This window comes from Streptomyces sp. NPDC013455, assembly GCF_040632975.1.
Classification (GTDB): domain Bacteria; phylum Actinomycetota; class Actinomycetes; order Streptomycetales; family Streptomycetaceae; genus Streptomyces.
The window spans coordinates 46,328-73,301 of record NZ_JBEYCX010000010.1 but is presented as its reverse complement, the minus strand read 5'-3'; the positions used below and the strand labels follow the sequence as shown (position 1 = coordinate 73,301).

The 26,974-nt window shown below is 68.4% G+C and carries 19 protein-coding genes and 1 tRNA gene; 3 read left to right on the top strand and 17 right to left on the bottom strand.

Going from position 1 to position 26,974, the window contains the following annotated elements; all coding sequences use genetic code 11:
• Positions 1-56 precede the first annotated feature (56 nt).
• The 5 genes from ABZ576_RS18035 to rpsL form a co-directional block, all read right to left on the bottom strand.
• Positions 57-3,125 carry a glycosyl hydrolase 115 family protein gene (locus tag ABZ576_RS18035; RefSeq protein ID WP_360741246.1) on the bottom strand — a complete coding sequence of 1,023 codons (3,069 nt, stop codon included), beginning with the start codon at positions 3,123-3,125 and terminating at the stop codon, positions 57-59.
• Positions 3,126-3,320: 195 nt separating this feature from the next.
• Positions 3,321-4,514, bottom strand: a complete 1,194-nt coding sequence (gene tuf / locus ABZ576_RS18030) for an elongation factor Tu (protein ID WP_014674366.1) — start codon at positions 4,512-4,514, stop codon at positions 3,321-3,323.
• Between the two features lie 156 nt (positions 4,515-4,670).
• A complete protein-coding gene (fusA, locus tag ABZ576_RS18025; protein WP_360741244.1) occupies positions 4,671-6,797 on the bottom strand; it encodes an elongation factor G in 2,127 nt (708 codons plus the stop codon).
• A 39-nt stretch (positions 6,798-6,836) separates the two neighbouring features.
• Entirely contained in the window at positions 6,837-7,307 is a 471-nt protein-coding gene (rpsG, locus tag ABZ576_RS18020; RefSeq protein WP_003998848.1) for a 30S ribosomal protein S7, read from the bottom strand.
• A 2-nt stretch (positions 7,308-7,309) separates the two neighbouring features.
• On the bottom strand, positions 7,310-7,681 hold the full coding sequence (gene rpsL / locus ABZ576_RS18015) for a 30S ribosomal protein S12 (RefSeq protein ID WP_003948652.1): 372 nt from the start codon (positions 7,679-7,681) through the stop codon (positions 7,310-7,312).
• A 390-nt stretch (positions 7,682-8,071) separates the two neighbouring features.
• On the opposite strand from rpsL, the gene ABZ576_RS18010 reads away from it, so the two are divergent.
• Positions 8,072-9,076, top strand: a complete 1,005-nt coding sequence (locus tag ABZ576_RS18010; protein ID WP_360741242.1) for a hypothetical protein — start codon at positions 8,072-8,074, stop codon at positions 9,074-9,076.
• On the opposite strand, the gene ABZ576_RS18005 is transcribed toward ABZ576_RS18010, so the two are convergent.
• The 11 genes from ABZ576_RS18005 to ABZ576_RS17955 all read right to left on the bottom strand — a co-directional run bounded on the left by ABZ576_RS18005 (position 9,018) and on the right by ABZ576_RS17955 (position 23,589).
• Positions 9,018-9,728, bottom strand: coding sequence for a hypothetical protein (locus tag ABZ576_RS18005; RefSeq protein WP_360741240.1), 711 nt, complete (start codon positions 9,726-9,728; stop codon positions 9,018-9,020). The genes ABZ576_RS18010 and ABZ576_RS18005 overlap by 59 nt on opposite strands.
• Before the next feature lie 174 nt (positions 9,729-9,902).
• Positions 9,903-13,802: a DNA-directed RNA polymerase subunit beta' gene (locus ABZ576_RS18000; protein ID WP_360741238.1), complete on the bottom strand. Its 3,900-nt coding sequence runs from the start codon at positions 13,800-13,802 to the stop codon at positions 9,903-9,905.
• A 99-nt stretch (positions 13,803-13,901) separates the two neighbouring features.
• The gene (gene rpoB, locus ABZ576_RS17995; protein ID WP_360741236.1) at positions 13,902-17,387 is read right to left on the bottom strand and encodes a DNA-directed RNA polymerase subunit beta; all 3,486 of its coding nucleotides are present in this window, start codon (positions 17,385-17,387) and stop codon (positions 13,902-13,904) included.
• Positions 17,388-17,934: 547 nt separating this feature from the next.
• On the bottom strand, positions 17,935-18,324 hold the full coding sequence (gene rplL / locus ABZ576_RS17990) for a 50S ribosomal protein L7/L12 (RefSeq protein ID WP_360741234.1): 390 nt from the start codon (positions 18,322-18,324) through the stop codon (positions 17,935-17,937).
• 110 nt (positions 18,325-18,434) lie between these two features.
• Complete coding sequence (rplJ, locus tag ABZ576_RS17985) at positions 18,435-18,965, bottom strand: 50S ribosomal protein L10 (RefSeq protein ID WP_360741232.1); 531 nt, start codon at positions 18,963-18,965, stop codon at positions 18,435-18,437.
• Between the two features lie 634 nt (positions 18,966-19,599).
• Entirely contained in the window at positions 19,600-20,514 is a 915-nt protein-coding gene (locus tag ABZ576_RS17980; RefSeq protein WP_360741230.1) for a hypothetical protein, read from the bottom strand.
• A 166-nt stretch (positions 20,515-20,680) separates the two neighbouring features.
• On the bottom strand, positions 20,681-21,406 hold the full coding sequence (gene rplA, locus ABZ576_RS17975; protein ID WP_360741228.1) for a 50S ribosomal protein L1: 726 nt from the start codon (positions 21,404-21,406) through the stop codon (positions 20,681-20,683).
• A 100-nt stretch (positions 21,407-21,506) separates the two neighbouring features.
• Entirely contained in the window at positions 21,507-21,941 is a 435-nt protein-coding gene (rplK, locus tag ABZ576_RS17970; RefSeq protein ID WP_030747472.1) for a 50S ribosomal protein L11, read from the bottom strand.
• Between the two features lie 198 nt (positions 21,942-22,139).
• Positions 22,140-23,045: a transcription termination/antitermination protein NusG gene (nusG, locus tag ABZ576_RS17965; RefSeq protein WP_360741226.1), complete on the bottom strand. Its 906-nt coding sequence runs from the start codon at positions 23,043-23,045 to the stop codon at positions 22,140-22,142.
• 80 nt (positions 23,046-23,125) lie between these two features.
• Positions 23,126-23,410, bottom strand: coding sequence for a preprotein translocase subunit SecE (gene secE, locus ABZ576_RS17960; RefSeq protein WP_360741224.1), 285 nt, complete (start codon positions 23,408-23,410; stop codon positions 23,126-23,128).
• A gap of 106 nt (positions 23,411-23,516) precedes the next feature.
• Positions 23,517-23,589: transfer RNA gene (locus tag ABZ576_RS17955), tRNA-Trp, on the bottom strand.
• A gap of 261 nt (positions 23,590-23,850) precedes the next feature.
• Between ABZ576_RS17955 and ABZ576_RS17950 the strand changes: the two genes are divergently transcribed.
• Both ABZ576_RS17950 and ABZ576_RS17945 read left to right on the top strand, forming a co-directional pair.
• Positions 23,851-25,077 (top strand): pyridoxal phosphate-dependent aminotransferase, encoded by a 1,227-nt coding sequence (locus ABZ576_RS17950; protein ID WP_360741222.1) that lies wholly within the window; start codon positions 23,851-23,853, stop codon positions 25,075-25,077.
• Between the two features lie 138 nt (positions 25,078-25,215).
• Positions 25,216-26,256: an adenosine deaminase gene (locus ABZ576_RS17945; RefSeq protein ID WP_360741220.1), complete on the top strand. Its 1,041-nt coding sequence runs from the start codon at positions 25,216-25,218 to the stop codon at positions 26,254-26,256.
• Here the strand turns inward: ABZ576_RS17945 and ABZ576_RS17940 are convergent.
• Positions 26,201-26,908 (bottom strand): hypothetical protein, encoded by a 708-nt coding sequence (locus ABZ576_RS17940; protein ID WP_360741218.1) that lies wholly within the window; start codon positions 26,906-26,908, stop codon positions 26,201-26,203. The two genes, ABZ576_RS17945 and ABZ576_RS17940, sit on opposite strands and share 56 nt — an antisense overlap.
• Between the last annotated feature and the right edge of the window lie 66 nt (positions 26,909-26,974).

The following is a 26,974-nucleotide window of genomic DNA, read 5'->3' as shown; positions in this document are numbered from 1 at the left end:
ACCCGGAGGCACGCGGGCCGAGCGGTAGCGCCTGCTCAGGGCCCGAGCACGGCCCGTCACACCCGCCGGCTCTCCAGCGGCCCCAAGTACAGCTCCGGCAGGCCCCCCGTGTCGATCAGCAGCCGCTGCACCACCACCGTCGGGTCGATCATCCAGAACTTCAGGCGGTGGGCGCCGGGTGATGTCACGGTGTGGCGGGTGGCCGTGCGGTTGATGTTGTCCGATGTGTTGCGGGCCCACACCGTGTTCAGGGCGCCGTCGTCCGCGCCCGCCGTGATGTCGACGGTGCGGATCGGGCCGTCGTCGAGGGAGACGCCGTACCGGAGCCCGGTGACCCCGGGGAGGGCCGGGTTGCGCGGGGAGAGGTACGCCCAGACCGTCACCTCGCCGGGCGCGGACAGCAGCGTCACCTCGTACTCCAGGCGCGGTGAGGAGCCGCCGGGGGTCTGGCTGGGGGCGGTCGGCGGCCAGGGGGTCATGCCCGCGCCGGTCCGGCCGATGCCGTCGATACGGCGCCACTGCCCGACCGCCCGGTCGTGGTGCTCGGCGTCGATCGCCACGTACCCGCCGGCTTCCACGAAGCCCCGCGCCTTCACACCCGACGGGCGTTCCGCCACGCAGCGCACCGCCACCGACGTCCCGGCGCCGCGCACGGTCAGGGTCGCCTCCGCCCGGTCGGCCCGCAGACGCGACCAGTCCACCGCCACCTCCAGGCGGACCTGCTGCTCCACCCGGCCGCGTGGGCGGTCCACCCGCAGCCACGGCGCCGAGACCGAGACCTCGTAGGGGAAGGGCGTACGGCCCCGGTTGAAGACCTCGACGTACTGCTGGGGGCGGGTCTGGTGGGGGCTGAACGGCGGCAGGACCGCTTCCCCCGACGCGCCGCCCGGCCACCACTCCCCCGCGTCCTCCGCGCCGTCCACCGACACGCCCAGCTCTGCCGCCTCGGGCACCTCGATGCGGCGCACCGCCGGGTAGAGCACGTCGGGCAGGGCGACGTTGTCCTTCTCCGGCTGCTGCCAGCCCGCGTCGGGCCCGTAGCGCTCCACGTCGCCGTAATCGATGTGCGGCTGGCTCTGGAAGCCCCGCCATTTGCCGCCGGCCACCGCCGAGTCGAAGCGGCCGGCGAGGGCGAAGTCCCGGGCGAGGGCCGCTTCCGCCCGTGCCGCGCGGTCGTTCGCGGCCGCCCGGCCCTGCGCGGCGTAGAGCAGGTTCGTGAACTCCGCCTGCCGCAGCTCGTACAGGTTCGCGGTCGCCGTCACCTCGTAGCCGGCCAGTTCGAACCACGCGTCCCGCAGCCGCTCCGGCAGTCTGCGCTCGACGCGTTCGGCGCGGCGGCCCAGCTCGCGCCACTCCTCGGTGACCCGCTCCAGTTCCCGGTGCGCGAAGTAGAACGGGGTCTGCCGGTCGTCGTAGACCACCCGGTCGCCGGAGAGGGTGATCCTGCGGTTGAGCAGCTCGGGCTTGCGGCGGGCCTGGAGCCGGCCGTACGCGGCCAGCAGCGCCGCGATGTCCTTGGCCTGCGCCTCGCCGAAGTTCTGCCGGGCGTAGCGCTCCTCCCACGCGGCCAGGTGCTCCAGGGGCAGCGCGGCCGGGTTCCAGGCGTACGTCAGGAAGAACTCCGTCGGCAGTTCGTTGCCCTTCAGGTCGCCGACGTTGGCCACCCACAGGCCGTGGTTGCCGTGGGCGTGCGCCTGGTGGAGCTGCTCCCAGACGTTCCTGAGGTTGGCGGTGTCGACCCACTTGTAGTTGCGGCCGGCGCCGACGTAGTCGAAGTGGTAGTAGAGGCCGTAGCCGCCGGGGCGCGGGCCGTCCGGGTGTTTGCGGATGTTGCCCCAGTTGTCGTCCGTGAGGACCACCGTGACGTCGTCGGGGGCGCGCAGACCGCGGTCCCAGTAGCGCTGCACCTCCTTGTAGAGGGTCCAGACCTGGGGCGTCTGGGAGGCCGGCCGGCCGGTCACCTCCTCGATGATGCGGCGCTGGTCGGCGATGATCTGCTCCATGAGCTCGACGCCGTCGCCGTCGGGCAGGCCGGTGTCGCCGTTGCCGCGCATGCCGAGGGTCACGACGCCCTCGAAGCCCTGGTCGACCATGCGCTGGATGCCGGCGCGCCAGTACGCGCGGATCGCGTCGGCGTTGCGGCGGTAGGACCATTCGCCCGTGCCCCCGTAGGGGTCGGTCCCCGAGCCGGCGTGCCGGTTCCACTCCTCGATGCCCCGCATCATCGGCGCCTCGTGAGACGTGCCCATGACAATGCCGTACTCGGCGGCCCGCCGGTGGTTCTCCGGGTCGTCCTCCGCGAAGGCCCGGCCCCAGACCGCCGGCCAGAGGTAGTTGCCCTTCAGGCGCAGCAGCACCTCGAAGACCCTGGCGTAGAAGTCGGCGGTGAAACCGCCGGGGTGACCGGGCGCCTTGCCCGGCCCGAAGTACGCCGGGGCCCAGGTGCCGAGCGCCGGGTTCTCGTCGTTGATGAAGATGCCCCGGTACTTCACCACCGGGGTGCCCTGGGTGAAGCGGCCCGGCTTCACCCACACCTGGTCGCGGCGCGCCGGCGGCACGTCGTCCCACCAGTGCCAGGGCGAGACACCGATGCCGTACGACACGTCGTACGCCCCGAAGATCGTCCCGCGCGGATCGCTGCCCGCGACGACGAACGCCCGCTCCACACCCGGCATCGGATGGTCCACGACCGTCTGGAGCGAGGTCTCCCACCCGCCGCGCACCCCGGTGACGTCCAGCTTCCCGGAGCGGATCAGGCCGTCGATGAGCGGGCTGCGGCCGATCGTGCCGAGCAGCACCGGGAAGCGGCCGAGCGTGGTGCCCGGACGAACCCCGGTCACCCGTGCGAGGTCGTCCCGCAGGTCCCCGGCGACCCGTACGACTCCGGGGTGATCCTCCCGGCTGACCACCACCGGCGCGCCCACCAGGGAGAACACCCCGCCCGTGAACGAGATGTACGACCCCGGGTCCGTCACCCGCAGCCCTCCCCCGGACCCGGCCCCGAGTCCGGCCCCGGACTCCGCCCCGGGCGCGGCCCCCGCCGCCGGCCCCGACACGGCGGCCAGCCCGGCGCCCAGAACCGTCCCGCCCAGGACCGTCCTCCGGCTGACGTGCGCAGACGACATACGGCACTCCTCCACTTCGCCACCCGCTTCTTATTTGCTCAGCGGCATGACAAATAGTGGGCGAGGCGACGGCGCCGGGGAACGGGTCGGACGCGCCGAATAGTTTCGAGCGTGCGGAAAAGCCGAAGAGGCCCGTACGACCGGAGTCGTACGGGCCTCCCCTTAGGTCAGGTACTGACCGCAAGCAAGCGGAACTTACTTGACGATCTTGGTGACCTGGCCGGCGCCCACGGTGCGGCCACCCTCACGGATGGCGAACTTCAGGCCCTCTTCCATGGCGACGGGCTGGATGAGCTCCACCTTCATCTCGGTGTTGTCACCCGGCATGACCATCTCGGTGCCCTCGGGGAGGGTCACCACGCCGGTCACGTCCGTCGTGCGGAAGTAGAACTGCGGACGGTAGTTGTTGAAGAACGGCGTGTGGCGGCCACCCTCGTCCTTGGAGAGGATGTAGGCCTGCGCCTCGAACTCGGTGTGCGGGGTGACCGAGCCCGGCTTGATGATGACCTGGCCGCGCTCGACGTCCTCGCGCTTGATGCCACGGAGGAGCAGACCGACGTTCTCACCGGCCTGGCCCTCGTCGAGCAGCTTGCGGAACATCTCGATGCCGGTGACCGTGGTGGTGGTCTTCTCGGTCTTGATGCCGATGATGTCGACGGTCTCGTTGACCTTCAGGACACCACGCTCGATACGGCCGGTGACGACCGTACCGCGACCGGTGATGGTGAAGACGTCCTCGATCGGCATGAGGAACGGCTTGTCGACGTCGCGCTCCGGCTGCGGGATCGACTCGTCGACGGCCTTCATCAGGTTGAGGACGGAGTCCACCCACTCCTGCTCGCCCTCGAGGGCCTTGAGCGCGGAGACCTTGACGACCGGAACGTCGTCGCCGGGGAACTCGTACTCGGAGAGGAGCTCACGGACCTCGAGCTCGACGAGCTCCAGGATCTCCTCGTCGTCCACCATGTCGGCCTTGTTCAGGGCGACGACGATGTACGGAACGCCGACCTGGCGGGCCAGGAGCACGTGCTCCTTGGTCTGCGGCATCGGGCCGTCGGTGGCGGCGACCACCAGGATCGCGCCGTCCATCTGCGCGGCACCGGTGATCATGTTCTTGATGTAGTCCGCGTGACCCGGGCAGTCGACGTGGGCGTAGTGACGCGCCTCGGTCTGGTACTCGACGTGCGCGATGGAGATGGTGATACCGCGCTGACGCTCTTCCGGCGCCTTGTCGATGTTGTCGAACGGGGTGGCCTCGTTCAGGTCCGGGTACGCGTCGTGCAGCACCTTGGTAATGGCGGCCGTGAGGGTCGTCTTACCGTGGTCGATGTGACCGATGGTGCCGATGTTGACGTGCGGCTTAGTCCGCTCGAACTTCGCCTTCGCCACTGGGGTCCTCCTGGGAGTGGTTCTGGTACGCCTTACTTCATCGGCGCCAGGTGATCTTTGCTGTTAAGTCCCGGAACCCGGGGCAAACGCTCACGATTGCGGACGTTTGCCCCTGGAGGCTCCGGAGTCAAGCCTACGGCGTGTGAACGCGGTGCGTTACTCGCCCTTGGCCTTCGCGATGATCTCCTCGGCGACGTTCCGCGGAACCTCGGCGTAGGAGTCGAACTGCATCGAGTAGCTTGCGCGACCCGACGTCTTGCTGCGGAGGTCGCCGACGTAGCCGAACATCTCCGACAGGGGCACGAGGCCCTTCACGACGCGGGCACCAGCCCGCTCCTCCATGGCCTGGATCTGGCCACGGCGGGAGTTGATGTCACCGATGACCTCGCCCATGTAGTCCTCGGGCGTGGTGACCTCGACGGCCATCATCGGCTCGAGCAGCACGGGGCTGGCCTTGCGCGCGGCCTCCTTGAAGGCCTGCGAGCCGGCGATCTTGAAGGCGAGCTCGGAGGAGTCGACCTCGTGGTAGGCGCCGTCGTGGAGGATGACACGGACACCGGTCATCTCGTAGCCGGCCAGGATGCCGAACTGCATGGCCTCCTGCGCACCGGCGTCGACCGAAGGGATGTACTCCTTCGGGATGCGACCACCGGTCACCTTGTTCACGAACTCGTACGAGGTGTCGCCACCCTCGAGCGGCTCGATGCCGATCTGCACCTTCGCGAACTGACCGGTACCACCGGTCTGCTTCTTGTGGGTGTAGTCGACGCGCTCGACGGCCTTGCGGATCGTCTCGCGGTACGCCACCTGCGGCTTGCCGACGTTGGCCTCGACCTTGAACTCACGGCGCATACGGTCGACCAGCACCTCGAGGTGCAGCTCGCCCATGCCACCGATGATGGTCTGGCCGGTCTCCTCGTCCGAGTGGACCTGGAAGGACGGGTCCTCCTCGGCGAGGCGCTGGATCGCGACGCCCAGCTTCTCCTGGTCGCCCTTCGACTTGGGCTCGATGGCGACCTGGATGACCGGCGCCGGGAAGTCCATGGACTCCAGGATGACCGGGTTCTTGTCGTCGGACAGCGTCTCACCGGTGGTGGTCTGCTTCAGGCCCATGACGGCGACGATGTCGCCGGCGCCCACCGACTCGATCTCCTCACGCTTGTTGGCGTGCATGCGGTAGATCTTGCCGATGCGCTCCTTCTTGCCCTTGACGGAGTTCAGCACCTGCGTGCCGGACTCCAGGCGGCCCGAGTAGACCCGGACGAAGGTGAGCTTGCCGAGGTGCGGGTCGCTCATGATCTTGAACGCCAGCGCCGACAGGGGCTCCTCGTCGGACGGCTTGCGGCGGACGACCTCCTCCGGGTCGTTGACCGCGTGGCCCTCGATGGCCTCGATGTCAACGGGGGAGGGCAGGTAGCGCACGACCGCGTCGAGCAGGGGCTGGACGCCCTTGTTCTTGAACGCGGTACCGCAGAACACCGGGGTCACGGTGGTGCCGGTGCCCTTGCCGGAGGCGATGGTGATACGACGGATCGCGGCGTACAGCTGCTCCTCGGAAGGCTCCTCGCCCTCCAGGTACAGCTCCATGATCTCTTCGTCGTTCTCCGCGACGGCCTCGAGCAGCTTGCCGCGCCACTCCTCGGCAGCCTCGGTGTGGGTGTCCGGGATGTCGACGACGTCGTACATCTCGCCCTTGGTGGCCTCGGCGGACCACACGAGCGCCTTCATGCGGACCAGGTCCACGACGCCCTTGAAGTCGGCCTCGGCACCGATCGGGAGCTGCATGACGATCGGCTGCGCGCCCAGGCGGTCGCTGATCATGTCGACGCAGCGGTGGAACTCGGCACCGGTCCGGTCGAGCTTGTTGACGAAGCAGATGCGCGGAACGCCGTAGCGGTCCGCCTGACGCCACACCGTCTCGGACTGGGGCTCAACACCGGCGACGCCGTCGAACACCGTCACGGCACCGTCGAGCACGCGCAGGGAGCGCTCCACCTCGACGGTGAAGTCGACGTGACCCGGGGTGTCGATGATGTTGATGGTGTGGTCGACGTTCTCCAGCGGCCAGTGACAGGTGGTGGCAGCAGAGGTGATCGTGATGCCACGCTCCTGCTCCTGCTCCATCCAGTCCATGGTGGCAGCGCCGTCGTGGACCTCACCGATCTTGTAAGACACACCGGTGTAGAACAGGATCCGCTCGGTGGTGGTCGTCTTGCCCGCGTCGATGTGGGCCATGATGCCGATGTTGCGCACCTTGGCCAGGTCAAGTGAAGTGGTAGCCATAAGGCTTCAGTCTTCTCTCGGTCTCGATGTGGGTAGCGACTACCAGCGGTAGTGCGCGAAGGCCTTGTTGGACTCGGCCATCTTGTGGGTGTCCTCGCGCTTCTTCACGGCCGCACCGAGACCGTTGGAGGCGTCGAGAAGCTCGTTGAGGAGACGCTCGGTCATGGTCTTCTCGCGACGGGCGCGGGAGTAACCGACCAGCCAGCGCAGCGCCAGGGTGTTGGCGCGGCCGGGCTTGACCTCGACCGGCACCTGGTAGGTGGCGCCACCGACACGGCGGGACTTGACCTCGAGGGTCGGCTTGATGTTCTCGAGAGCGCGCTTCAGCGTGATGACCGGGTCGTTGCCGGTCTTCTCGCGCAGGCCCTCCATGGCGCCGTAGACGATGCGCTCGGCGGTGGAGCGCTTGCCGTTCAGCAGCACCTTGTTGATCAGGGAGGTCACCAGAGGAGAACCGTAGACCGGGTCGATGATGACCGGGCGCTTCGGGGCGGGGCCCTTACGAGGCATTCTTACTTCTCCTTCTTGGCGCCGTAACGGCTGCGAGCCTGCTTGCGGTTCTTGACACCCTGGGTGTCGAGCGAACCGCGGATGATCTTGTAGCGAACACCCGGCAGGTCCTTCACACGGCCGCCGCGCACGAGCACGATGGAGTGCTCCTGCAGGTTGTGTCCCTCACCCGGAATGTAAGCGGTGACCTCGATCCCGCTGGTCAGACGCACACGCGCGACCTTACGCAGGGCCGAGTTCGGCTTCTTCGGGGTGGTCGTGAACACACGCGTGCAGACGCCGCGACGCTGAGGGGAACCCTCGAGTGCGGGCGTCTTGTTCTTCTCGACCTTGTCCTGCCGGCCCTTGCGGACCAGCTGCTGGATCGTAGGCACTACTTCTCCGGTTTCTGTGTGCCGATAGGTACAGCTAACCTGAAACGTCTCCGACCCACGCGGTCGGGTGTGTCGAATCCGCCAGACTCCCGCCGCAAGGCGGAAAGGGCGCGAATTACGGTGGCCGCGCTCGGCCCGTATGCGGTTTGCAGGCACGCACGAGGGCCAGGGCACACCCCAGGCACAAGGTCTGAGCGTACCTACCTCATTCGCTGCGGTCAAAACAAATGGGGGGCGGGGGGCCTGGGGGTGCGGGGGCTGTCAAGGCGGGGTACGCTCCACGATCTCCGATTCGGAGATCGGTCCTCGCCGGCGGCGGCGCGCACCGGGGTCATCCGGGCGGAGCGGCTCCGCGTGCGGCCTTGACGGCACGCGGACAGACTGAGGGTCATGTCCGCGCCGCAGCAGCCGCCGGCCCGCTCCGAGCCCACGCCCGAGCGCTCGCCCCTGGCGGCGTTCGTGGAGAAGGCGGCGTACATCGCGGCGCCGGGGACCATCACCCTGGCCCTGCTCTACTACTTCGGCAGCCTCTACATCAGGGCGTACCACTCGACCCTCGGCGTGGTGCCCGAGGATCTCGGGATGTCCGTGCAGAACGTCATGGCCAACAGCACCAGCGCGATCTTCTTTCCCGTGTGCGCCCTGCTGACCGGCGGACTGATCGTGTTCCTCTTCTTCGGCCTGGCGGAACGGGCGCTGGCCGGCCCCCGGCTCGCGGTGCACCGCCGCACGGCCATCCTCCTGATGCTCGCCGTCGGCATGGCCATGGTGTTCGTGAACTTCCCGGCGCTGTTCTCGGACCTCACGATCCCTTTCCCGGCCGGCTGGCCGGAGGTGTTCCTGCCGGCCCTGCTGGTGGCCGTGGGCGCCACGCTGGGCCTCTGCGCGGTCCACCTGCGGCTGAACCAGGGCACCGACCTCCGGGGCGCGCCACGCTCGGCCGAGAGCGACCGGGTGTGGCTGGCCGTCGGCGCGTTGCTCATCGGGATGCTGACGGTGAGCCTGTTCTTCGACATGGCGCAGTACGCGGCGGTCGTCGGCCGCAGCAACGCCAGGCACGACGCCGAGCGGGGTTACGACGACAAGCCGACCGTGGTCGTCCACTCCCGGGTGCTCCTCACCCACCACGCGCGGGACATCGACTTCGAGGACCACGGCAGCGGGAGCGGGCCCTACCGGTACGAGTACCGCGGCTTCCAACTGCTCGCGAAGGCGCCGGCCCGCTTCTATCTGATCTCCCACACCGCGCGCTACCGGGACGGTGTGGTGGTGCTGCCCGACGACGGCACCGCCTGGCTGGAGATCCGGGCCGCCCGGCAGGGCGGCGCTCCCGGCGCTATGTCGTCCGCGGCTGCGGTGTCTCGCCCTCGGGCGGGATCGGCGGCTCGGGCGTGAGGGGTCCGGAGGTGGTGGGATCCGCAGTTTCCGTGTCCGGGATCTCCGTGTCCGGACTTTCCGTGTCCGGACTTTCCGTGTCCGGATCCTCCGTGCCCGGGGTCTCCGTGACCGCGGGGTCCTCCTCGGTCGCCTCGCCGTGGATGGCGGCGGTGACGGTCGTACCGTCGGCCAGCGTCACCGTCAGCTCACCGGCGTACGGCCCCGCCACCGTCGGCGTGAACTGGAAGATCACCTCGCACGGCGGTACCTCGCCCGCACAGCTCTGCACGATCTCGACGTCCTCGTCGTCGATCGTGCCCTTCTCGTCCCGCAGGGGCTCGGGTGTCCCCTGGTCCGGCGCCTTGATCTCCACCACCCCTTGGACCGGCTCCCCCACCTTCGTCCGCGACAGCTCGATGTCCGACGCCGAGGACCCATCGGAGTCGCTGCCCAGGAAGATCTCGCCGTTCGTCTCGGCGTCGTCCTCGGTCGTCTCGGACTCGTCCGGCGTCGTCTCCTCCTCGTCAGGCGTCGTGGTCTCGTCTGACGTGGTCTCGACGGGCTCGGGAGAGGTCTCCTCGTCGGTTCCGCCCGCTCCGCAGCCCGCCACCGTCACGAGCGCGGCCAGCGCCGCCGCAGCGGCGAGACGCCGGACCATCGCTGACCTCATGGCGTCGGCACCTCCGCTCACGCTCGGCCGGATCCGGCCACAACGTCGCACATCGGCCGGCGGCAGTCCGGGACGGTCGCCGGCGGACACGGAGTGATCACTCGAACGCCGGGCCCGGACAACGCCGAAGGGCGGCCACCCCGGAGGGTGGCCGCCCTTCAGTGGACGTGCGCCTTACTGGTTGTACGGACCGTAGTCGTAGTCCTCCAGCGGAACGGCCTGGCCGGAGCCGGTGCCGAACGGCGAGTAGTCGATGTCGTCGTAGCCGACGGCCGAGTACATCGCGGCCTTGGCCTCCTCGGTCGGCTCGACCCGGATGTTGCGGTAGCGGGACAGACCCGTACCGGCCGGGATGAGCTTACCGATGATGACGTTCTCCTTGAGGCCGATGAGGCTGTCGGACTTGGCGTTGATCGCCGCGTCCGTCAGAACTCGGGTCGTCTCCTGGAAGGAGGCGGCCGACAGCCAGGACTCCGTCGCCAGCGAGGCCTTGGTGATACCCATCAGCTGCGGACGACCGGAGGCCGGGTGACCGCCCTCCTGGACCACACGACGGTTCTCGGTCTCGAACTTCGAGCGCTCGACCAGCTCGCCGGGCAGCAGCTCGGCGTCGCCGGACTCGATGATCGTCACGCGGCGGAGCATCTGCCGGATGATGATCTCGATGTGCTTGTCGTGGATCGACACACCCTGCGAGTTGTAGACCTTCTGGACCTCGCCGACCAGGTGGACCTGGACGGCACGCTGACCCAGGATGCGCAGCACGTCGTGCGGGTTGGTGGCACCCACGGTGAGCTGCTGGCCCACCTCGACGTGGTCGCCCTCGCGGACCAGGACCTTGGCACGCTTCGAGATCGGGTACGCCGTCTCGTCGCTGCCGTCGTCCGGGGTGACGACGATCTTCTTCGTCTTCTCGGTCTCCTCGATCCGCACGCGGCCGGAGGCCTCGGAGATCGGGGCGACACCCTTCGGGGTACGGGCCTCGAAGAGCTCGACGACACGCGGCAGACCCTGGGTGATGTCGTCACCGGCCACACCACCGGTGTGGAAGGTACGCATCGTCAGCTGGGTACCGGGCTCACCGATGGACTGGGCGGCGATGATGCCGACCGCCTCACCGATGTCGACCAGCTTGCCGGTGGCCAGCGAACGGCCGTAGCACATCGCGCAGGTGCCGACGGCGGACTCGCAGGTCAGGACCGAGCGGGTCTTGACCTCGGCGACGCCGTTCTTGACCAGCTCGTCGATGAGCACGTCGCCCAGGTCGGTGCCGGCCGGGGCCAGCACCTTGCCGTCGACCACGATGTCCTCGGCGAGGCAGCGCGCGTACACGGACGTCTCGACGTCGTCCGCCTTGCGCAGCACGCCGTCCGCGCCGACCTCCGCGATGTGGAGCTTGAGGCCGCGCTCGGTGCCGCAGTCCTCCTCGCGGATGATGACGTCCTGGGAGACGTCGACCAGACGACGGGTGAGGTAACCCGAGTCGGCGGTACGCAGGGCGGTGTCCGCCAGACCCTTACGGGCACCGTGCGTGGAGATGAAGTACTCCAGCACGGACAGACCCTCACGGAACGACGCCTTGATCGGACGCGGGATCGTCTCGTTCTTCGCGTTCGACACCAGACCACGCATACCGGCGATCTGACGCATCTGCATCATGTTGCCTCGTGCACCCGAGTTCACCATCATGAAGATCGGGTTGGTCTTCGGGAAGTTGTCGTTCATCGCCTCGGCGACCTCGTTGGTCGCCTTGGTCCAGATCGCGATGAGCTCCTGCGTGCGCTCGTCCTTGGTGATCAGACCGCGCTCGTACTGCTTCTGGACCTTCTCGTCCTGCGCCTCGTAGCCCTTGACGATCTCCTTCTTCGCCTCGGGGACGACGACGTCGGAGATGGCCACGGTGACGCCGGAACGGGTCGCCCAGTAGAAGCCGGCCGCCTTCAGGTTGTCGAGCGTCGCCGCCACGATGACCTTCGGGTAGCGCTCGGCGAGGTCGTTGACGATCTCGGAGAGCTGCTTCTTGCCGACCTCGTAGTCGACGAACGGGTAGTCCTCGGGCAGCAGCTCGTTGAAGAGCGCGCGGCCCAGGGTGGTGTTCAGGCGGAAGCTGTCACCCTGCTGCCACTCCGGCTCACCCTCCTCGCGGGCCGGCGGGGTCCAGCCGCGCGGCGGGATGGTGCCCACCGGGAAGCGGATGTCCACGCGCGACTGGAGCGAGAGCTCCCCGGCGTCGAACGCCATGATCGCCTCGGCCACGGACGCGAACGAGCGGCCCTCGCCCTTGACGTCACGCATCTCGCCGTCGGTGGTGAGGAAGAACAGACCGAGGACCATGTCCTGGGTCGGCATCGTCACCGGACGGCCGTCGGCCGGCTTGAGGATGTTGTTCGAGGACAGCATCAGGATGCGGGCCTCGGCCTGCGCCTCCGCGGACAGCGGAAGGTGCACGGCCATCTGGTCACCGTCGAAGTCCGCGTTGAACGCGGTGCAGACGAGCGGGTGGATCTGGATGGCCTTGCCCTCGACCAGCTGCGGCTCGAAGGCCTGGATGCCGAGGCGGTGCAGGGTGGGAGCACGGTTCAGCAGCACCGGGTGCTCGGCGATGACCTCTTCGAGGACGTCGTACACGACCGTACGGCCGCGCTCCACCATGCGCTTGGCGCTCTTGATGTTCTGCGCGTGGTTCAGGTCGACCAGGCGCTTCATCACGAACGGCTTGAAGAGCTCCAGCGCCATGGCCTTGGGCAGACCGCACTGGTGCAGCTTCAGCTGCGGGCCGACGACGATGACGGAACGCGCCGAGTAGTCGACTCGCTTGCCGAGCAGGTTCTGACGGAATCGACCCTGCTTGCCCTTCAGCATGTCGCTGAGGGACTTCAGCGGACGGTTACCGGGACCGGTGACCGGGCGGCCACGGCGGCCGTTGTCGAACAGCGCGTCGACGGCCTCCTGGAGCATGCGCTTCTCGTTGTTCACGATGATCTCGGGCGCACCGAGGTCGAGAAGGCGCTTCAGTCGGTTGTTCCGGTTGATCACACGGCGGTACAGGTCGTTCAGGTCGGAGGTCGCGAAGCGGCCACCGTCCAGCTGCACCATCGGACGCAGGTCCGGCGGGATGACCGGGACGCAGTCCAGGACCATGCCCTTGGGGCTGTTGGACGTCTGCAGGAACGCGGAGACGACCTTGAGCCGCTTCAGGGCGCGGGTCTTCTTCTGGCCCTTGCCGGTGCGGATGATCTCGCGGAGCTTCTCGGCCTCCTCTTCGAGGTCGAAGGACTCCAGGCGCTTCTGCAGCGCCGCGGCACCCATCGAGCCGTCGAAGTACGTGCCGAAGCGGTCACGCAGCTCGCGGTAGAGCAGCTCGTCGCCCTCCAGGTCCTGGACCTTGAGGTTCTTGAACCGGTTCCACACCTCGTCGAGGCGGTCGATCTCGCGCTGCGCGCGGTCGCGCAGCTGCTTCATCTCGCGCTCGGCACCCTCGCGCACCTTGCGGCGCACGTCGGCCTTGGCGCCCTCGGCCTCCAGCTCGGCCAGGTCGGTCTCGAGCTTCTTGGCGCGGGCCTCGAGGTCGGCGTCGCGGCGGTTCTCGATCTGCTGGCGCTCGACCGAGACGTGCGCCTCCAGGGAGGGCAGGTCTCGGGTACGGCGCTCCTCGTCGACGTACGTGATCATGTACGCCGCGAAGTAGATGACCTTCTCGAGGTCCTTCGGCGCCAGGTCCAGCAGGTAGCCGAGGCGCGACGGGACACCCTTGAAGTACCAGATGTGCGTGACGGGAGCGGCGAGCTCGATGTGGCCCATCCGCTCACGGCGCACCTTGGCGCGGGTGACCTCGACGCCACAGCGCTCGCAGATGATGCCCTTGAAGCGGACGCGCTTGTACTTGCCGCAGTAGCACTCCCAGTCCCGGGTCGGACCGAAGATCTTCTCGCAGAAGAGTCCGTCCTTCTCGGGCTTCAGGGTGCGGTAGTTGATGGTCTCGGGCTTCTTGACCTCGCCGTGGCTCCACTGACGGATGTCGTCAGCGGTGGCCAGGCCGATCCGGAGCTCGTCGAAGAAGTTGACGTCGAGCACTATGCGTCAATCCCTCTCAGGGTCGTAAGTCTGTGGTCTGTACGGGGGCCTGGGGGTCGGCGGGGCCCCTTGTGGGTCAGGGGCCCCGCCGGACTCCCGTCAGACCTCTTCGACGCTGCTCGGCTCGCGCCGGGACAGGTCGATGCCGAGCTCCTCCGCAGCGCGGAAGACGTCCTCGTCGGTGTCGCGCATCTCGATGGACATACCGTCGCTGGACAGCACCTCCACGTTCAGGCAGAGCGACTGCATCTCCTTGATGAGCACCTTGAAGGACTCGGGGATGCCGGGCTCGGGGATGTTCTCGCCCTTGACGATGGCCTCGTAGACCTTCACGCGGCCGGTGACGTCGTCGGACTTGATGGTCAGCAGCTCCTGGAGGGCGTAGGCGGCACCGTAGGCCTCGAGTGCCCACACCTCCATCTCGCCGAACCGCTGGCCACCGAACTGGGCCTTACCACCCAGCGGCTGCTGGGTGATCATCGAGTACGGGCCGGTCGAACGGGCGTGCAGCTTGTCGTCGACCAGGTGGTGCAGCTTCAGGATGTACATGTAGCCGACCGAGATCGGGTCCGGGAACGGCTCACCGCTACGGCCGTCGAACAGCCGCGCCTTACCGGTCGGGAGCACCATGCGCTCGCCGTCGCGGTTCGGGATGGTGTGCTGGAGCAGACCCGCCAGCTCGTCCTCGCGGGCACCGTCGAAGACCGGGGTGGCGACGTTGGTGCCGGGGGCGACCTGGTCGGCGCCGATGGCCTGCAGGCGCTGCGCCCACTCGTCCGCCAGGCCGGAGACGTCCCAGCCGCGGCTGGCGAGCCAGCCGAGGTGGATCTCCAGGACCTGTCCCGGGTTCATTCGGGACGGCACACCCAGCGGGTTGAGGATGATGTCGACCGGGGTGCCGTCCTCCAGGAACGGCATGTCCTCGATCGGCAGGATCTTGGAGATGACACCCTTGTTGCCGTGGCGGCCGGCGAGCTTGTCGCCGTCGGTGATCTTGCGCTTCTGCGCGACGTAGACGCGGACCAGCTGGTTCACGCCCGGCGGCAGCTCGTCGCCCTCCTCGCGGTCGAAGACGCGCACGCCGATGACCTTGCCGGTCTCGCCGTGCGGCACCTTCAGCGAGGTGTCACGGACCTCACGGGCCTTCTCACCGAAGATCGCGCGGAGCAGGCGCTCCTCCGGGGTCAGCTCGGTCTCACCCTTCGGGGTGACCTTGCCGACGAGGATGTCACCGGCGATGACCTCGGCACCGATGCGGATGATGCCGCGCTCGTCGAGGTCGGCGAGGACCTCCTCGGAGACGTTCGGGATGTCCCGGGTGATCTCCTCGGGGCCGAGCTTGGTGTCACGGGCATCGACCTCGTGCTCCTCGATGTGGATCGAGGAGAGGACGTCGTCCTGCACGAGGCGCTGCGACAGGATGATCGCGTCCTCGTAGTTGTGACCCTCCCACGGCATGAACGCCACGAGCAGGTTCTTGCCCAGCGCCATCTCGCCGTTCTGGGTGGCCGGACCGTCGGCGAGGACCTGGCCCTCGATGATCCGGTCGCCCTCGTTGACGATGACCTTCTGGTTGACCGAGGTGCCCTGGTTGGAACGGGCGAACTTGGCCAGGCGGTACGTGATGTACGTGCCGTCGTCGTTGGCGGTGGTGATGTAGTCCGCGGAGACCTCCTGGACCACACCGGCCTTCTCGGCCTTGACGACGTCGCCGGCGTCGACGGCGGAGCGGTACTCCATGCCGGTACCGACGAGCGGGGCCTCCGACTTAATCAGCGGAACGGCCTGGCGCATCATGTTCGCGCCCATGAGGGCACGGTTGGCGTCGTCGTGCTCGAGGAAGGGGATCATGGCGGTCGCGACCGACACCATCTGGCGCGGCGAGACGTCCATGTAGTCCACGTCCTCGGGGCCGACGTAGTCGACCTCGCCGCCGCGGCGGCGGACGAGCACGCGGTTCTCCTCGAAGCGGAGGTCGTTCGTCAGCGGCGCGTTGGCCTGCGCGATGACGAAGCGGTCCTCCTCGTCGGCGGTCAGGTAGTCCACCTCGTCGGTGACCTGGCCGTCGATGACCTTGCGGTACGGGGTCTCGACGAAACCGAACGCGTTGACCCGGCCGTAGGAGGCGAGCGAGCCGATCAGACCGATGTTCGGGCCTTCCGGCGTCTCGATCGGGCACATACGGCCGTAGTGCGAGGGGTGCACGTCGCGGACTTCGAAGCCGGCCCGCTCACGGGAGAGACCACCCGGGCCGAGCGCGGACAGACGACGCTTGTGCGTCAGCCCGGACAGCGGGTTGTTCTGGTCCATGAACTGGGACAGCTGGCTGGTGCCGAAGAACTCCTTGATGGAGGCGACGACCGGCCGGATGTTGATCAGGGTCTGCGGCGTGATCGCCTCGACGTCCTGGGTCGTCATGCGCTCGCGCACGACGCGCTCCATACGGGCGAGACCCGTACGGACCTGGTTCTGGATCAGCTCGCCGACGCTGCGCAGACGACGGTTGCCGAAGTGGTCGATGTCGTCCGTCTCGACGACGACCGTCTCACCGTTGTCACCGGTGGTCTCGGTCTCGCCGGCGTGCAGCTGCACCAGGTACTTGATCGTCGCGATGATGTCCTCGACGGTCAGGATGCCCGCGTCCAGCGGGGTGTCCGTACCCAGCTTCTTGTTGACCTTGTAGCGGCCGACCTTGGCGAGGTCGTAGCGCTTCGGGTTGAAGTAGAGGTTCTCCAGCAGCGTCTGCGCGGCCTCGCGCGTGGGGGGCTCGCCCGGACGCAGCTTGCGGTAGATGTCGAGCAGCGCGTCGTCCTGGCCCTGGGTGTGGTCCTTCTCCAGGGTGGCGCGCATCGACTCGTAGTCGCCGAACTCCTCGAGGATCTGCTCGGTCGTCCAGCCGAGGGCCTTCAGCAGCACGGTGACCGACTGCTTGCGCTTGCGGTCGATGCGGACACCGACCATGTCGCGCTTGTCGATCTCCATCTCCAGCCAGGCACCCCGGGACGGGATGATCTTGGCGGAGAAAATGTCCTTGTCGGACGTCTTGTCGATGGAGGAATCGAAGTAGACACCGGGGGAACGGACCAGCTGGGACACCACGACACGCTCGGTGCCGTTGATGACGAAAGTGCCCTTGTTCGTCATGAGCGGGAAGTCGCCCATGAAGACCGTCTGGGACTTGATCTCACCGGTCTCGTTGTTGGTGAACTCGGCGGTGACGAAGAGCGGGGCGGCGTACGTGAAGTCGCGCTCCTTGCACTCGTCGATCGAGTTCTTCGGCGGCTCGAAGCGGTGGTCCCGGAACGTCAGCGACATCGACCCGGAGAAGTCCTCGATCGGGGAGATCTCTTCGAAGATCTCCTCCAGACCGGACTTGGTGGGGACGTCCTGACCGTTCTCCAGAGCCTCCTCGACCCGACTCTGCCAGGCGGTGTTGCCGAGCAGCCAGTCGAAGCTCTCGGTCTGCAGCGCGAGCAGGTTCGGAACCTCGAGAGGCTCCTTGATCTTTGCAAAGGAGATGCGCAGCGGGGCGGTGCTGGCGCCGTTGTTCGTATTCGCGGTCGAGGCAGTGCGCGAGGCGGCCAAGAGGGGGTCCTTCCGAGGGCTCGGACTCACTACGCGCGTACCGGTCCCTCTCCCTGCACAGAGACGGAAACCCCAGGTCAGGGAGGCTTCGGTCGACGTGCTCGAGTGAGGGCAGACCCCTGGTGACGGGCAGGGGACAGCTAACAGGCAGCGCAAAGGGTCAGTGTAGCCACTTGGCACACTGATGTCCAGTGCGGGTTTTCGAAGACCCTCGTTGCCCTCAACGCCCTTGTCAACGCCCTCGGCATGTCTGCCCTCAACGCACGTTCATACTGCCCTCTTCGCCGTCGATCCATGCCTCGGATTCGGATCCTTGTGACGACGCGTCCTGAGAATTGCGCGCTGCGTGCGGTTCGTCAAGGCCCCCCAGCCCAACCTGGGCCGACCGAGACACGACGAAGATCACCTTACCCCTCACGAACACAGGTGCAAGGCAGGCCGGGCCCGACCCCCGGGAACGCCGAAGGGCGACCACCCGGATGGATGATCGCCCTTCGGTGCGTTCGCGTTACAGCCCTAGCGGGCCGCTTCTGCGGTCGCGAAGGTCTTACTTGACCTCGACGGACGCGCCGGCGCCCTTGAGGGCCTCGGCGGCCTTGTCGGCGGCTTCCTTGTTGACCTTCTCGAGGACCGGCTTCGGGGTGCCGTCGACGAGGTCCTTGGCCTCCTTCAGACCCAGGGAGGTCAGCTCACGCACGACCTTGATGACCTGGATCTTCTTCTCGCCGGCGCCGGTGAGGATGACGTCGAACTCGTCCTTCTCCTCCTCGGCCTCGGCGGCGGCGCCACCAGCGGCACCACCGGCGACGACGACCGGCGCGGCAGCGGCGGCGGTGACGTCGAACTTCTCCTCGAAGGCCTTCACGAAGCCGGAGAGCTCGATGAGGGTCATGTCCTCGAACTGGGCAAGCAGCTCGTCCTGGGTGAGCTTCGCCATGATGGCGTCCTTCCACTCATATCGGCAGGTGCCGGATGTACTGGGTAAGGCGGGCGTACGTCGGCCCGCTGCGACCCGCGCCGGTGGTGCGGGTCAGAAAGCGAGCCGAATTACTCGGCACCGCCCTGCTCGGCCTGCTTGGCGCGCAGCGCGTCCACGGTGCGGACGAGCTTCGACGGCAGCGCCTGGAAGACGGAGGCAGCCTGGGACTGCTTCGCCTTGAAGGCACCGGCCAGCTTGCTGAGCAGAACCTCGCGGGACTCGAGGTCCGCAAGCTTCTTGATCTCGTCGGCGGAGAGGGGCTTGCCCTCCAGAACACCGCCCTTGATGACGAGATTGGGGTTGTCCTTGGCGAAGTCACGCAGACCCTTCGCCGACTCCACCGGGTCACCGGTGACGAAGGCGACGGCCGTCGGGCCAGCGAAGAGCTGGTCCTCCAGCGTGATCCCGGCCTCCTTGGCCGCAATCTTGGTCAGCGTGTTCTTCACCACGGCGTACTGGGCGTTCTCACCGAGCGACCGGCGCAGCGTCTTGAGCTGCGCCACGGTGAGACCGCGGTACTCGGTCAGCACGGCGGCGTTGGAGCTGCGGAACTTGTCCGTCAGCTCCGCAACCGCGGCAGCCTTGTCGGGCCTCGCCATAGAGCCTCGGCCTCCTTCCGGGTGATTCGGACCGCGCGGACCCGAAGGAGGACTGGGTAAAACAAACGCCCCGGCGCAGGTGCCCGGGGCGGACTCGACCGGTCGCACACGCGCTCGGCGTGCGCACTCCGGGAGTTCTTCCACTGTCACCTGCGCGGGTCGCCCACTTTTCAGCGGATCCTTCGGCCACCGCACCCTCGTTCGAGCGCACGGCAACGACCAGCGGTCTTTGGCTTCTGCAAGAGAGTACGGGACCGGACGACGGTCGAGCAAATCGGCCGTTCGCGGCTGATACACCGCGCCGGCGACGGCCGCCGCCGACGGCTCCCCGCGGGGGTCTTCGCGCCTGCCCGGCGGTCGTACAGCCGGCCGTGCGGCGAGGAACCGGGTGCGCCCGCGCCCGCCCTGCGCCGCGGGCGGGCAGGGCCCCGGCGGCGGGCAGGGCGGCTCAGGGCCCGCGTACGGGCCGCCTGACGGCACCGGCTCCCCCGGGGGAGCGCTCGGCCCTCACGTGGCCGTGGGCGGCCGCGCGGGGTCCGCGCACGGCGAGACGCGAGCGTGTCCCGGAGGGTTCCGCGGCGGGGCCGGGATCAGGAGGTGTGCCGGTGTCAGAGGTGGCGCACGTGTCAGGAGGTCACGAGGTGGTGCCGGTGCCGCCCGTCATGCCGCCGCCGGACTTCAGCATGTCCGCGAAGTCCTTGGTGTCACCGGCCGGGGGCGCCACGGCGGTGACCTTGACGCCGTAGTCGCTGTAGAGCGTGGTGTTGGTCATGGTGCCGTTGGCCGTCTCGGCCTTCTCGCTCTTCTTGACCAGCAGGTCCTGGTCGTCGATCCAGAGGTCGACCTTGTCGGTGGTGACGCCGGCCTGGCTGAGCTGCTTCTTCAGGGCCGCCAGCTGGTCGGCGCTGAGGTTGCTGGTCTTGTCGGCGAGGTCGGCGACGTTCACCGTGCCCGAGTAGTGGGTGGTGTGCTTGCCGGAGACCGTCTCCTCGCCGACCTTCTTGACGTCGCCGGAGGCCAGCAGCATCTTCACGGACTGGTTCGGCGTGGCGTTCTGGATCTGGTCCTTCATGTACGAGCCGGACGCGCCACCGAGCTTGGCGAGGTCCTCGTAGGAGTACTTGATCCAGTGCTTGCCGCCGCCCGCCTGCTGCGCGTAGGCGTCGCTCATGTGCGCGTAGTACGCGTCCGGCAGGTACCGGGCCTCCATCGAGGAGGTGCCGGCCTTCTTCATCATCTCGGCCATCTGGCCGCCGGTGTAGGTGATGGTGAGGTTGCCCTTGAGGCCGTCGCCCCAGGTGAGGGCGCCGTTCGCGGTCATCGACATGATGTCGCCGACGGACGTCGTGGAGCGCACCTCGGCCGAGTCGGCCTTGTCGGTCGACTTCTCGGCCGAGCGCAGGGCCGCGATGGGGCTGACGTGCGTCACCTTGCCGGCCGCCTTGTCGCCGCCCTTGTCCGAGTCGGAGGTGCCGCAGGCGGCCACCCCGGCCAGCCCGGCGACCACTGCTATGGAAAGGGCCGTCCGGCGCACGGTCGTGCTGTTCATCTAGTCCCACCCCTGTTGCGAGTCCTGTGCCTGCACCGTAATCCAGGCCACTGACAGTCGTACGAAAGGCCGTACACAGAAAGGACGGGCCCGGAACCTCGAAGGTTCCGGGCCCGCCCTTTCGGTTCACGCGTACCTGACGCGGCTGCCGGGCTGAGCTTCAGGCTCAGACGGCGGCCGGGTCCTCCTCGACGAGGAGGTTGCGGGTGCGGTTCGGGTCGACCGGGATGCCGGGGCCCATCGTGGTGGTGATGGCGGCCTTCTTGATGTAGCGACCCTTGGCGGCGGACGGCTTCAGACGGAGGATCTCCTCCAGCGCGGCGCCGTAGTTCTCCACCAGCTTGCTGTCGTCGAAGGACGCCTTGCCGATGATGAAGTGCAGGTTCGAGTGCTTGTCGACGCGGAACTCGATCTTGCCGCCCTTGATGTCGGTGACGGCCTTGGTGACGTCGGGGGTGACGGTGCCGGTCTTCGGGTTCGGCATCAGACCACGCGGGCCGAGGACGCGGCCGAGGCGGCCGACCTTGCCCATGAGGTCCGGGGTGGCGACGACGGCGTCGAAGTCCAGACGGCCCTTCGCCACCTCGTCGATCAGCTCGTCGGCGCCGACGATGTCGGCGCCCGCGGCACGCGCGGCCTCGGCACGGTCGCCGGTCGCGAAGACCAGGACCCGGGCGGTCTTACCGGTGCCGTGCGGAAGGTTCACGGTGCCACGGACCATCTGGTCGGCCTTGCGCGGGTCGACACCCAGACGGAAGGCGACCTCGACGGTGGCGTCGAACTTGGTCGTGGAGGTCTCCTTGGCGAGACGGACGGCCTCGAGCGGGGCGTACAGCTTCTCCCGGTCGACCTTGGCGTCCGCAGCGCGGAGAGCCTTGCTGCGCTTGCTCACAACTTGCTCCTGTGTGTTCTGAAAGGAGTCGTGGTCCCTGGGCCGAGCAGGCCCTGCCACGTGCGACCGGCTACGGCCGCATGACTGCTAGGGGTGGGTGTCAGCCCTCGACCGTGACGCCCATGGAGCGCGCGGTGCCGGCGATGATCTTCGCCGCGGCGTCCAGGTCGTTCGCGTTGAGGTCGGGCATCTTGGTCTGGGCGATCTCGCGGACCTGCGCCTCGGTGATCTTGGCGACCTTGGTCTTGTGCGGCTCGCCGGAGCCCTTCTCGACACCCGCGGCCTTGAGGATCATCTTGGCGGCCGGCGGCGTCTTGGTGACGAAGGTGAAGGAACGGTCCTCGTAGACCGTGATCTCCACCGGGATGACCCAGCCCCGCTGCGACTCGGTCGCGGCGTTGTAGGCCTTGCAGAACTCCATGATGTTGACGCCGTGCTGACCCAGCGCCGGGCCGACCGGCGGAGCCGGGTTGGCGGCACCGGCCTGGATCTGGAGCTTGATGAGCCCCGTGACCTTCTTCTTCTTGGGAGGCATAGCTCTCCGGGTCCTTTCGGTTCGGGTCCTGCCCGCTCCCGGGGACCACCCGGATGCAGGCATACCGCACAACGATAACGGGTATAGATGCGCGGCTGAAAACCGAGCAGGTCAGACCGGCTGCAGCAGCCTGCCTGACCTGATCGGAAGCGGTACGTCCAGAAGGAGCTGATTCCTCTGGAACAGGTTCCAGAGGAACTAGTTCTTCTGGATCTGGTCGAAGGAGAGCTCGACCGGCGTCTCGCGGCCGAAGATCTCCACCAGGCCCTTGACCTTCTTCGAGTCGGGGTTGATCTCGTTGATGGTCGCCTGGAGCGTGGCGAACGGACCGTCGGTGACGGTGACCGAGTCGCCGACCTCGAAGTCCAGCACCTGGACCTCGACCTTGCGCTGCGGGGCGGGCTTGCCCTCGGCCTCGGCGGCCTCGCGGGCGGCCTTCTCCTCGGCCTCCGGGGCGAGCATCTTGACGATCTCGTCCAGGGTCAGCGGGTACGGGTCGTAGGCGTTGCCGACGAAGCCGGTGACGCCCGGCGTGTTGCGGACGACGCCCCAGGACTCGTTGGTCAGGTCCATGCGGACCAGGACGTAACCCGGCAGCTTGTTCTGCTTGATCGTCTTGCGGTCGCCGTTCTTGATCTGGACGACCTCTTCCTGCGGCACCTCGGCCTGGAAGATGTAGTCCTCGACGTTCAGCGAGACGGCGCGCTGCTCCAGGTTGGTCTTCACGCGGTTCTCGTAGCCGGCGTAGGTGTGGATGACGTACCACTCGCCGGGCAGGGTGCGCAGTTCCTCGCGCAGCGCCTGGACCGGGTCGACCGGAGCGGCAGGCTCCGCCTCGACCTCGGCGACGGCTTCCTCGTCGGCCTCGTCGACCTCTTCGGTCTCGTCGGCCTCTTCGGTCTCGTCGGCCTCTTCGGTCTCGTCGGCCTCTTCGTCCTCGACGTGCAGGGCGGCCTCTTCGGCCGGCTCGCCCGACTCGGCCTCGGCAGCCTCGAACTCGTCCTGCTCGTCCGCGCCTTCGACGATGTCGAGCTCGTCGTCCACCGTCTCGGCAGCCAGCCCGCGGGGCTCAGTGGCGTCGTCGTTCAGGTTCGGGTCAGACACGATGGCTGCTTCTTCCTGGATACATAGGGGTGGAACATGCGAAAACGGGCGCCGGTACCACGGCGCCCTTCGCTCTTGGCTCAGCCGAAGACGTACTTGGCCGCGTGGTCGAGCCCATAGTCAATCACGGTCACCAGGGCGATCATGATGGCGACGAAGAAGATCACCACGGTGGTGTACGACGTCAGCTGATTGCGCGACGGCCAGACGACCTTGCGGAGCTCCGCGATGATCTGGCGGTAGAAGGTGGCCAGGCGCTTGAGCGGGCCCTTCTTGGCGCGCTTGCCGCCCTTGCGGGCCTTCTTCGACTCGGGCACCTCGTCCTGGGCGTCAGGCGTGTCGATGGAGCCCACGGCGTCCGTCATTGTCCTCACCTGATCCCGGGTCGTGGCCGTGCCGCGCCCGGTTCCTGAGCCGCACGGCGGTGCAATGCTGTACGTACCTGCGCACACATCCTGGCGGTGTGTGTAGCAGGGCCGGAGGGACTTGAACCCCCAACCGCCGGTTTTGGAGACCGGTGCTCTACCAATTGAGCTACGACCCTTTGTGTGTCCCCCAACGTACCGCATCCACCCGGGTGCACGGTGTGCACCGGCTGAGTGGCGGCTGCTGAAGGCCAACGAGGTGAGAGTGTACGTGGTCCACGGCCCGGCGTCGAACAGAAAGCGCCCGTCCGGAGCCGTCGGACCAAAGATCGTCCTGGCCGGGGCGCGGATTCGGACCGGTGTTCACGCCTCGGCCTCTTGCTGTTCAGTCTGTGAAACCAGTGTGCCGGGGGGATTTCCGGTCTGGAACGATGGGCTCCATGAGCGCTGCAATCCCTCCCACCGAGCGCCGGGTCTCCGCCCGAGTCGGCGCGATCTCCGAGTCCGCCACCCTCGCCGTGGACGCCAAGGCCAAGGCCCTGAAGGCCGCCGGGCGTCCGGTGATCGGCTTCGGCGCCGGTGAGCCCGACTTCCCGACCCCGGACTACATCGTCGAGGCGGCCGTCGAGGCGTGCAAGAACCCGAAGTACCACCGCTACACCCCGGCCGGGGGTCTGCCCGAGCTGAAGGCCGCCATCGCCGCCAAGACGCTGCGCGACTCCGGCTGGGAGCCCGACGTCTCCCAGATCCTCGTCACCAACGGCGGCAAGCAGGCCATCTACGAGGCGTTCGCCGCGATCCTCGACCCGGGCGACGAGGTCATCGTCCCGGCGCCCTACTGGACGACGTACCCGGAATCCATCCGCCTCGCCGGCGGTGTCCCGGTCGAGGTCGTCGCCGACGAGACGACCGGCTACCGGGTCTCGGTGGAGCAGCTGGAGGCCGCGCGCACGGAGAAGACGAAGGTCGTGCTCTTCGTCTCCCCCTCCAACCCGACCGGCGCGGTGTACTCGGAGGCCGAGACCGAGGCGATCGGCCGCTGGGCCCTGGAGCACGGCCTGTGGGTGCTCACCGACGAGATCTACGAGCACCTGGTCTACGGCGACGCCGCCGCCGTCTCGCTGCCGGCGCTCCTGCCCGAGCTGCGCGACAAGTGCATCGTGGTCAACGGCGTGGCGAAGACGTACGCCATGACCGGCTGGCGCGTGGGCTGGGTCATCGGTCCCAAGGACGTGGTCAAGGCCGCGACGAACCTCCAGTCGCACGCCACCTCGAACGTCTCGAACGTCGCCCAGGTGGCCGCGCTGGCCGCGCTCTCCGGCGGCCTGGAGGCCGTGGCGACCATGCGCGAGGCATTCGATCGGCGCCGCAGGACCATCGTGCGGATGCTCAACGAGATCGACGGCGTGCTCTGCCCGGAGCCCGAGGGCGCGTTCTACGCCTACCCGTCGGTCAAGGGCCTGCTCGGCAAGGAGATCCGCGGCAAGCGGCCCCAGGACACGGTCGAGCTGGCCGCGCTGATCCTGGAGGAGGCCGAGGTCGCGGTCGTCCCGGGCGAGGCCTTCGGCACGCCGGGCTACCTGCGGCTGTCGTACGCGCTCGGTGACGAGGACCTCGTCGAGGGCGTGAGCCGGATGCAGAAGCTGCTGGCGGAGGCGCGGGACTAGTCCCCGGCCGCCACGCGCGCGTGCGGGCCGTCTCCCTCCGGGAGGCGGCCCGTTCCCGTGCCCGCTCGTGCGTGCGGGCAAGACCACGTACGGGGAAACGGCTACCGGGACGGCGGTGACGTACGGCAGGATCTGGGAATGGAGCGTGTACGTGATCTGTCCGAGCTGCCGAAAGCCCATCTCCACCTGCACTTCACCGGCTCGATGCGGCCGGGGACGGTGCTGGAACTGGCCGACAAGTACGGCGTCCGTCTGCCCGACGCGCTGTCGGACGCGCTGACCAGCGGGGAACCACCGAAGCTGCGTGCCACGGACGAGCGGGGCTGGTTCCGTTTCCAGCGGCTGTACGACGCGGCGCGATCCTGCCTGCGCGAGCCGGAGGACATCCAGCGCCTGGTGCGGGAGGCCGCCGAGGAGGACCTGCGGGACGGCTCGGGCTGGCTGGAGATCCAGGTGGACCCGACGTCGTACGCGCCCCGGCTGGGCGGTCTGATCGCCGCCCTGGAGGTCATCATGGACGCGGTGGACACGGCGTCCCGGGAGACCGGCCTGGGCATGCGCGTGCTCGTCGCCGCCAACCGCATGAAGCACCCGCTGGACGCGAGGACGCTGGCCCGTCTCGCGGTGCGGTACGCGGACCGGGGCGTGGTCGGCTTCGGGCTCTCCAACGACGAGCGCCGGGGCATGGCCCGGGACTTCGACCGGGCCTTCCACATCGCGCGCGAGGGCGGCCTGCTGTCGGCCCCGCACGGCGGCGAGCTGACCGGTCCCGCCTCGGTCCGGGACTGCCTGGACGACCTGCACGCCTCCCGGATCGGGCACGGGGTGCGGGCGGCGGAGGACCCGCGGCTGCTGAAGCGGCTGGCGGACCGGCAGGTGACGTGCGAGGTGTGCCCGGCGTCGAACGTGGCGCTCGGTGTGTACGAGAAGCCGGAGGACGTGCCGCTGCGCACGCTCTTCGAGGCGGGTGTCCCGCTGGCCCTCGGGGCCGACGATCCGCTGCTGTTCGGCTCCCGGCTCGCCGCCCAGTACGAGATCGCCCGGCACGCGCACGGCTTCACCGACGCCGAGCTGGCGGAGCTGGCCCGGCAGTCCGTCCGGGGCTCGGCCGCCCCGGAGAAGGTCAAGGAGCGGCTGCTGGCCGGGGTGGACGACTGGCTGGCGCGCCCGGTCGTCTGAAGTGGGCGTAGGGCGGGTAGGGCTTGAAGCAGACCAGCACGTCGACCGGGTGCCCGCCGCCGGGCGGCTGGACGAGCGCGGGCAGCTCCGCCATCAGTGCCATGTGCCCTTCGGCGACGCGCTCCTGGTACGGCCCGTGGCCCGCGGCGTGGGCGAACCAGGTCGCCGTCTCGGCGAACACGCCCCGGCTGCCGAAGAGGAAGAACGTGCGCGCGTGCGTGGCGTGCCGCAGCTCGTCCCGGAAGCCGGCCCGCTCGGCGCGCGTCCGCCACGCGGCGGCGTCCCGCGCGGTGCGTGCCTCGTCGGTGCGGACGGTGAGCGGGGTGCCCTGCCGCAGCCTGCGGCGCAGTGCGGGCCACTGACTCGGGCGCAGGCCGAGGCTGTGGTGGGCGATGACGAGGTCGACCGGCTCGCCGACGCCCTCGTCGGGCGGGACGCCGTCGCGCAGCGGCACGTGGACGATCGTGCGCCGGGAGCAGGCGGCGAAGGAGAACAGGCCGGCGAGCCGGTTCAGTCCGTCGTGGTCGCCGAGCAGCAGGCCGATGGGGTCGGGGGCGCGCAGCGAGGTGTGGCGCAGGGGCTGGTGGGGCTGGACGATCCGGTACTCGTACGGCCCGGTGCGGGGCCGGAACTCGCGCAGCCTCAGCCGCATGTGCGGTACCTCATGCCCAGCATGATCACGGCCCTCGGGACCGGCCCGCAACGGAGATTCCGCACA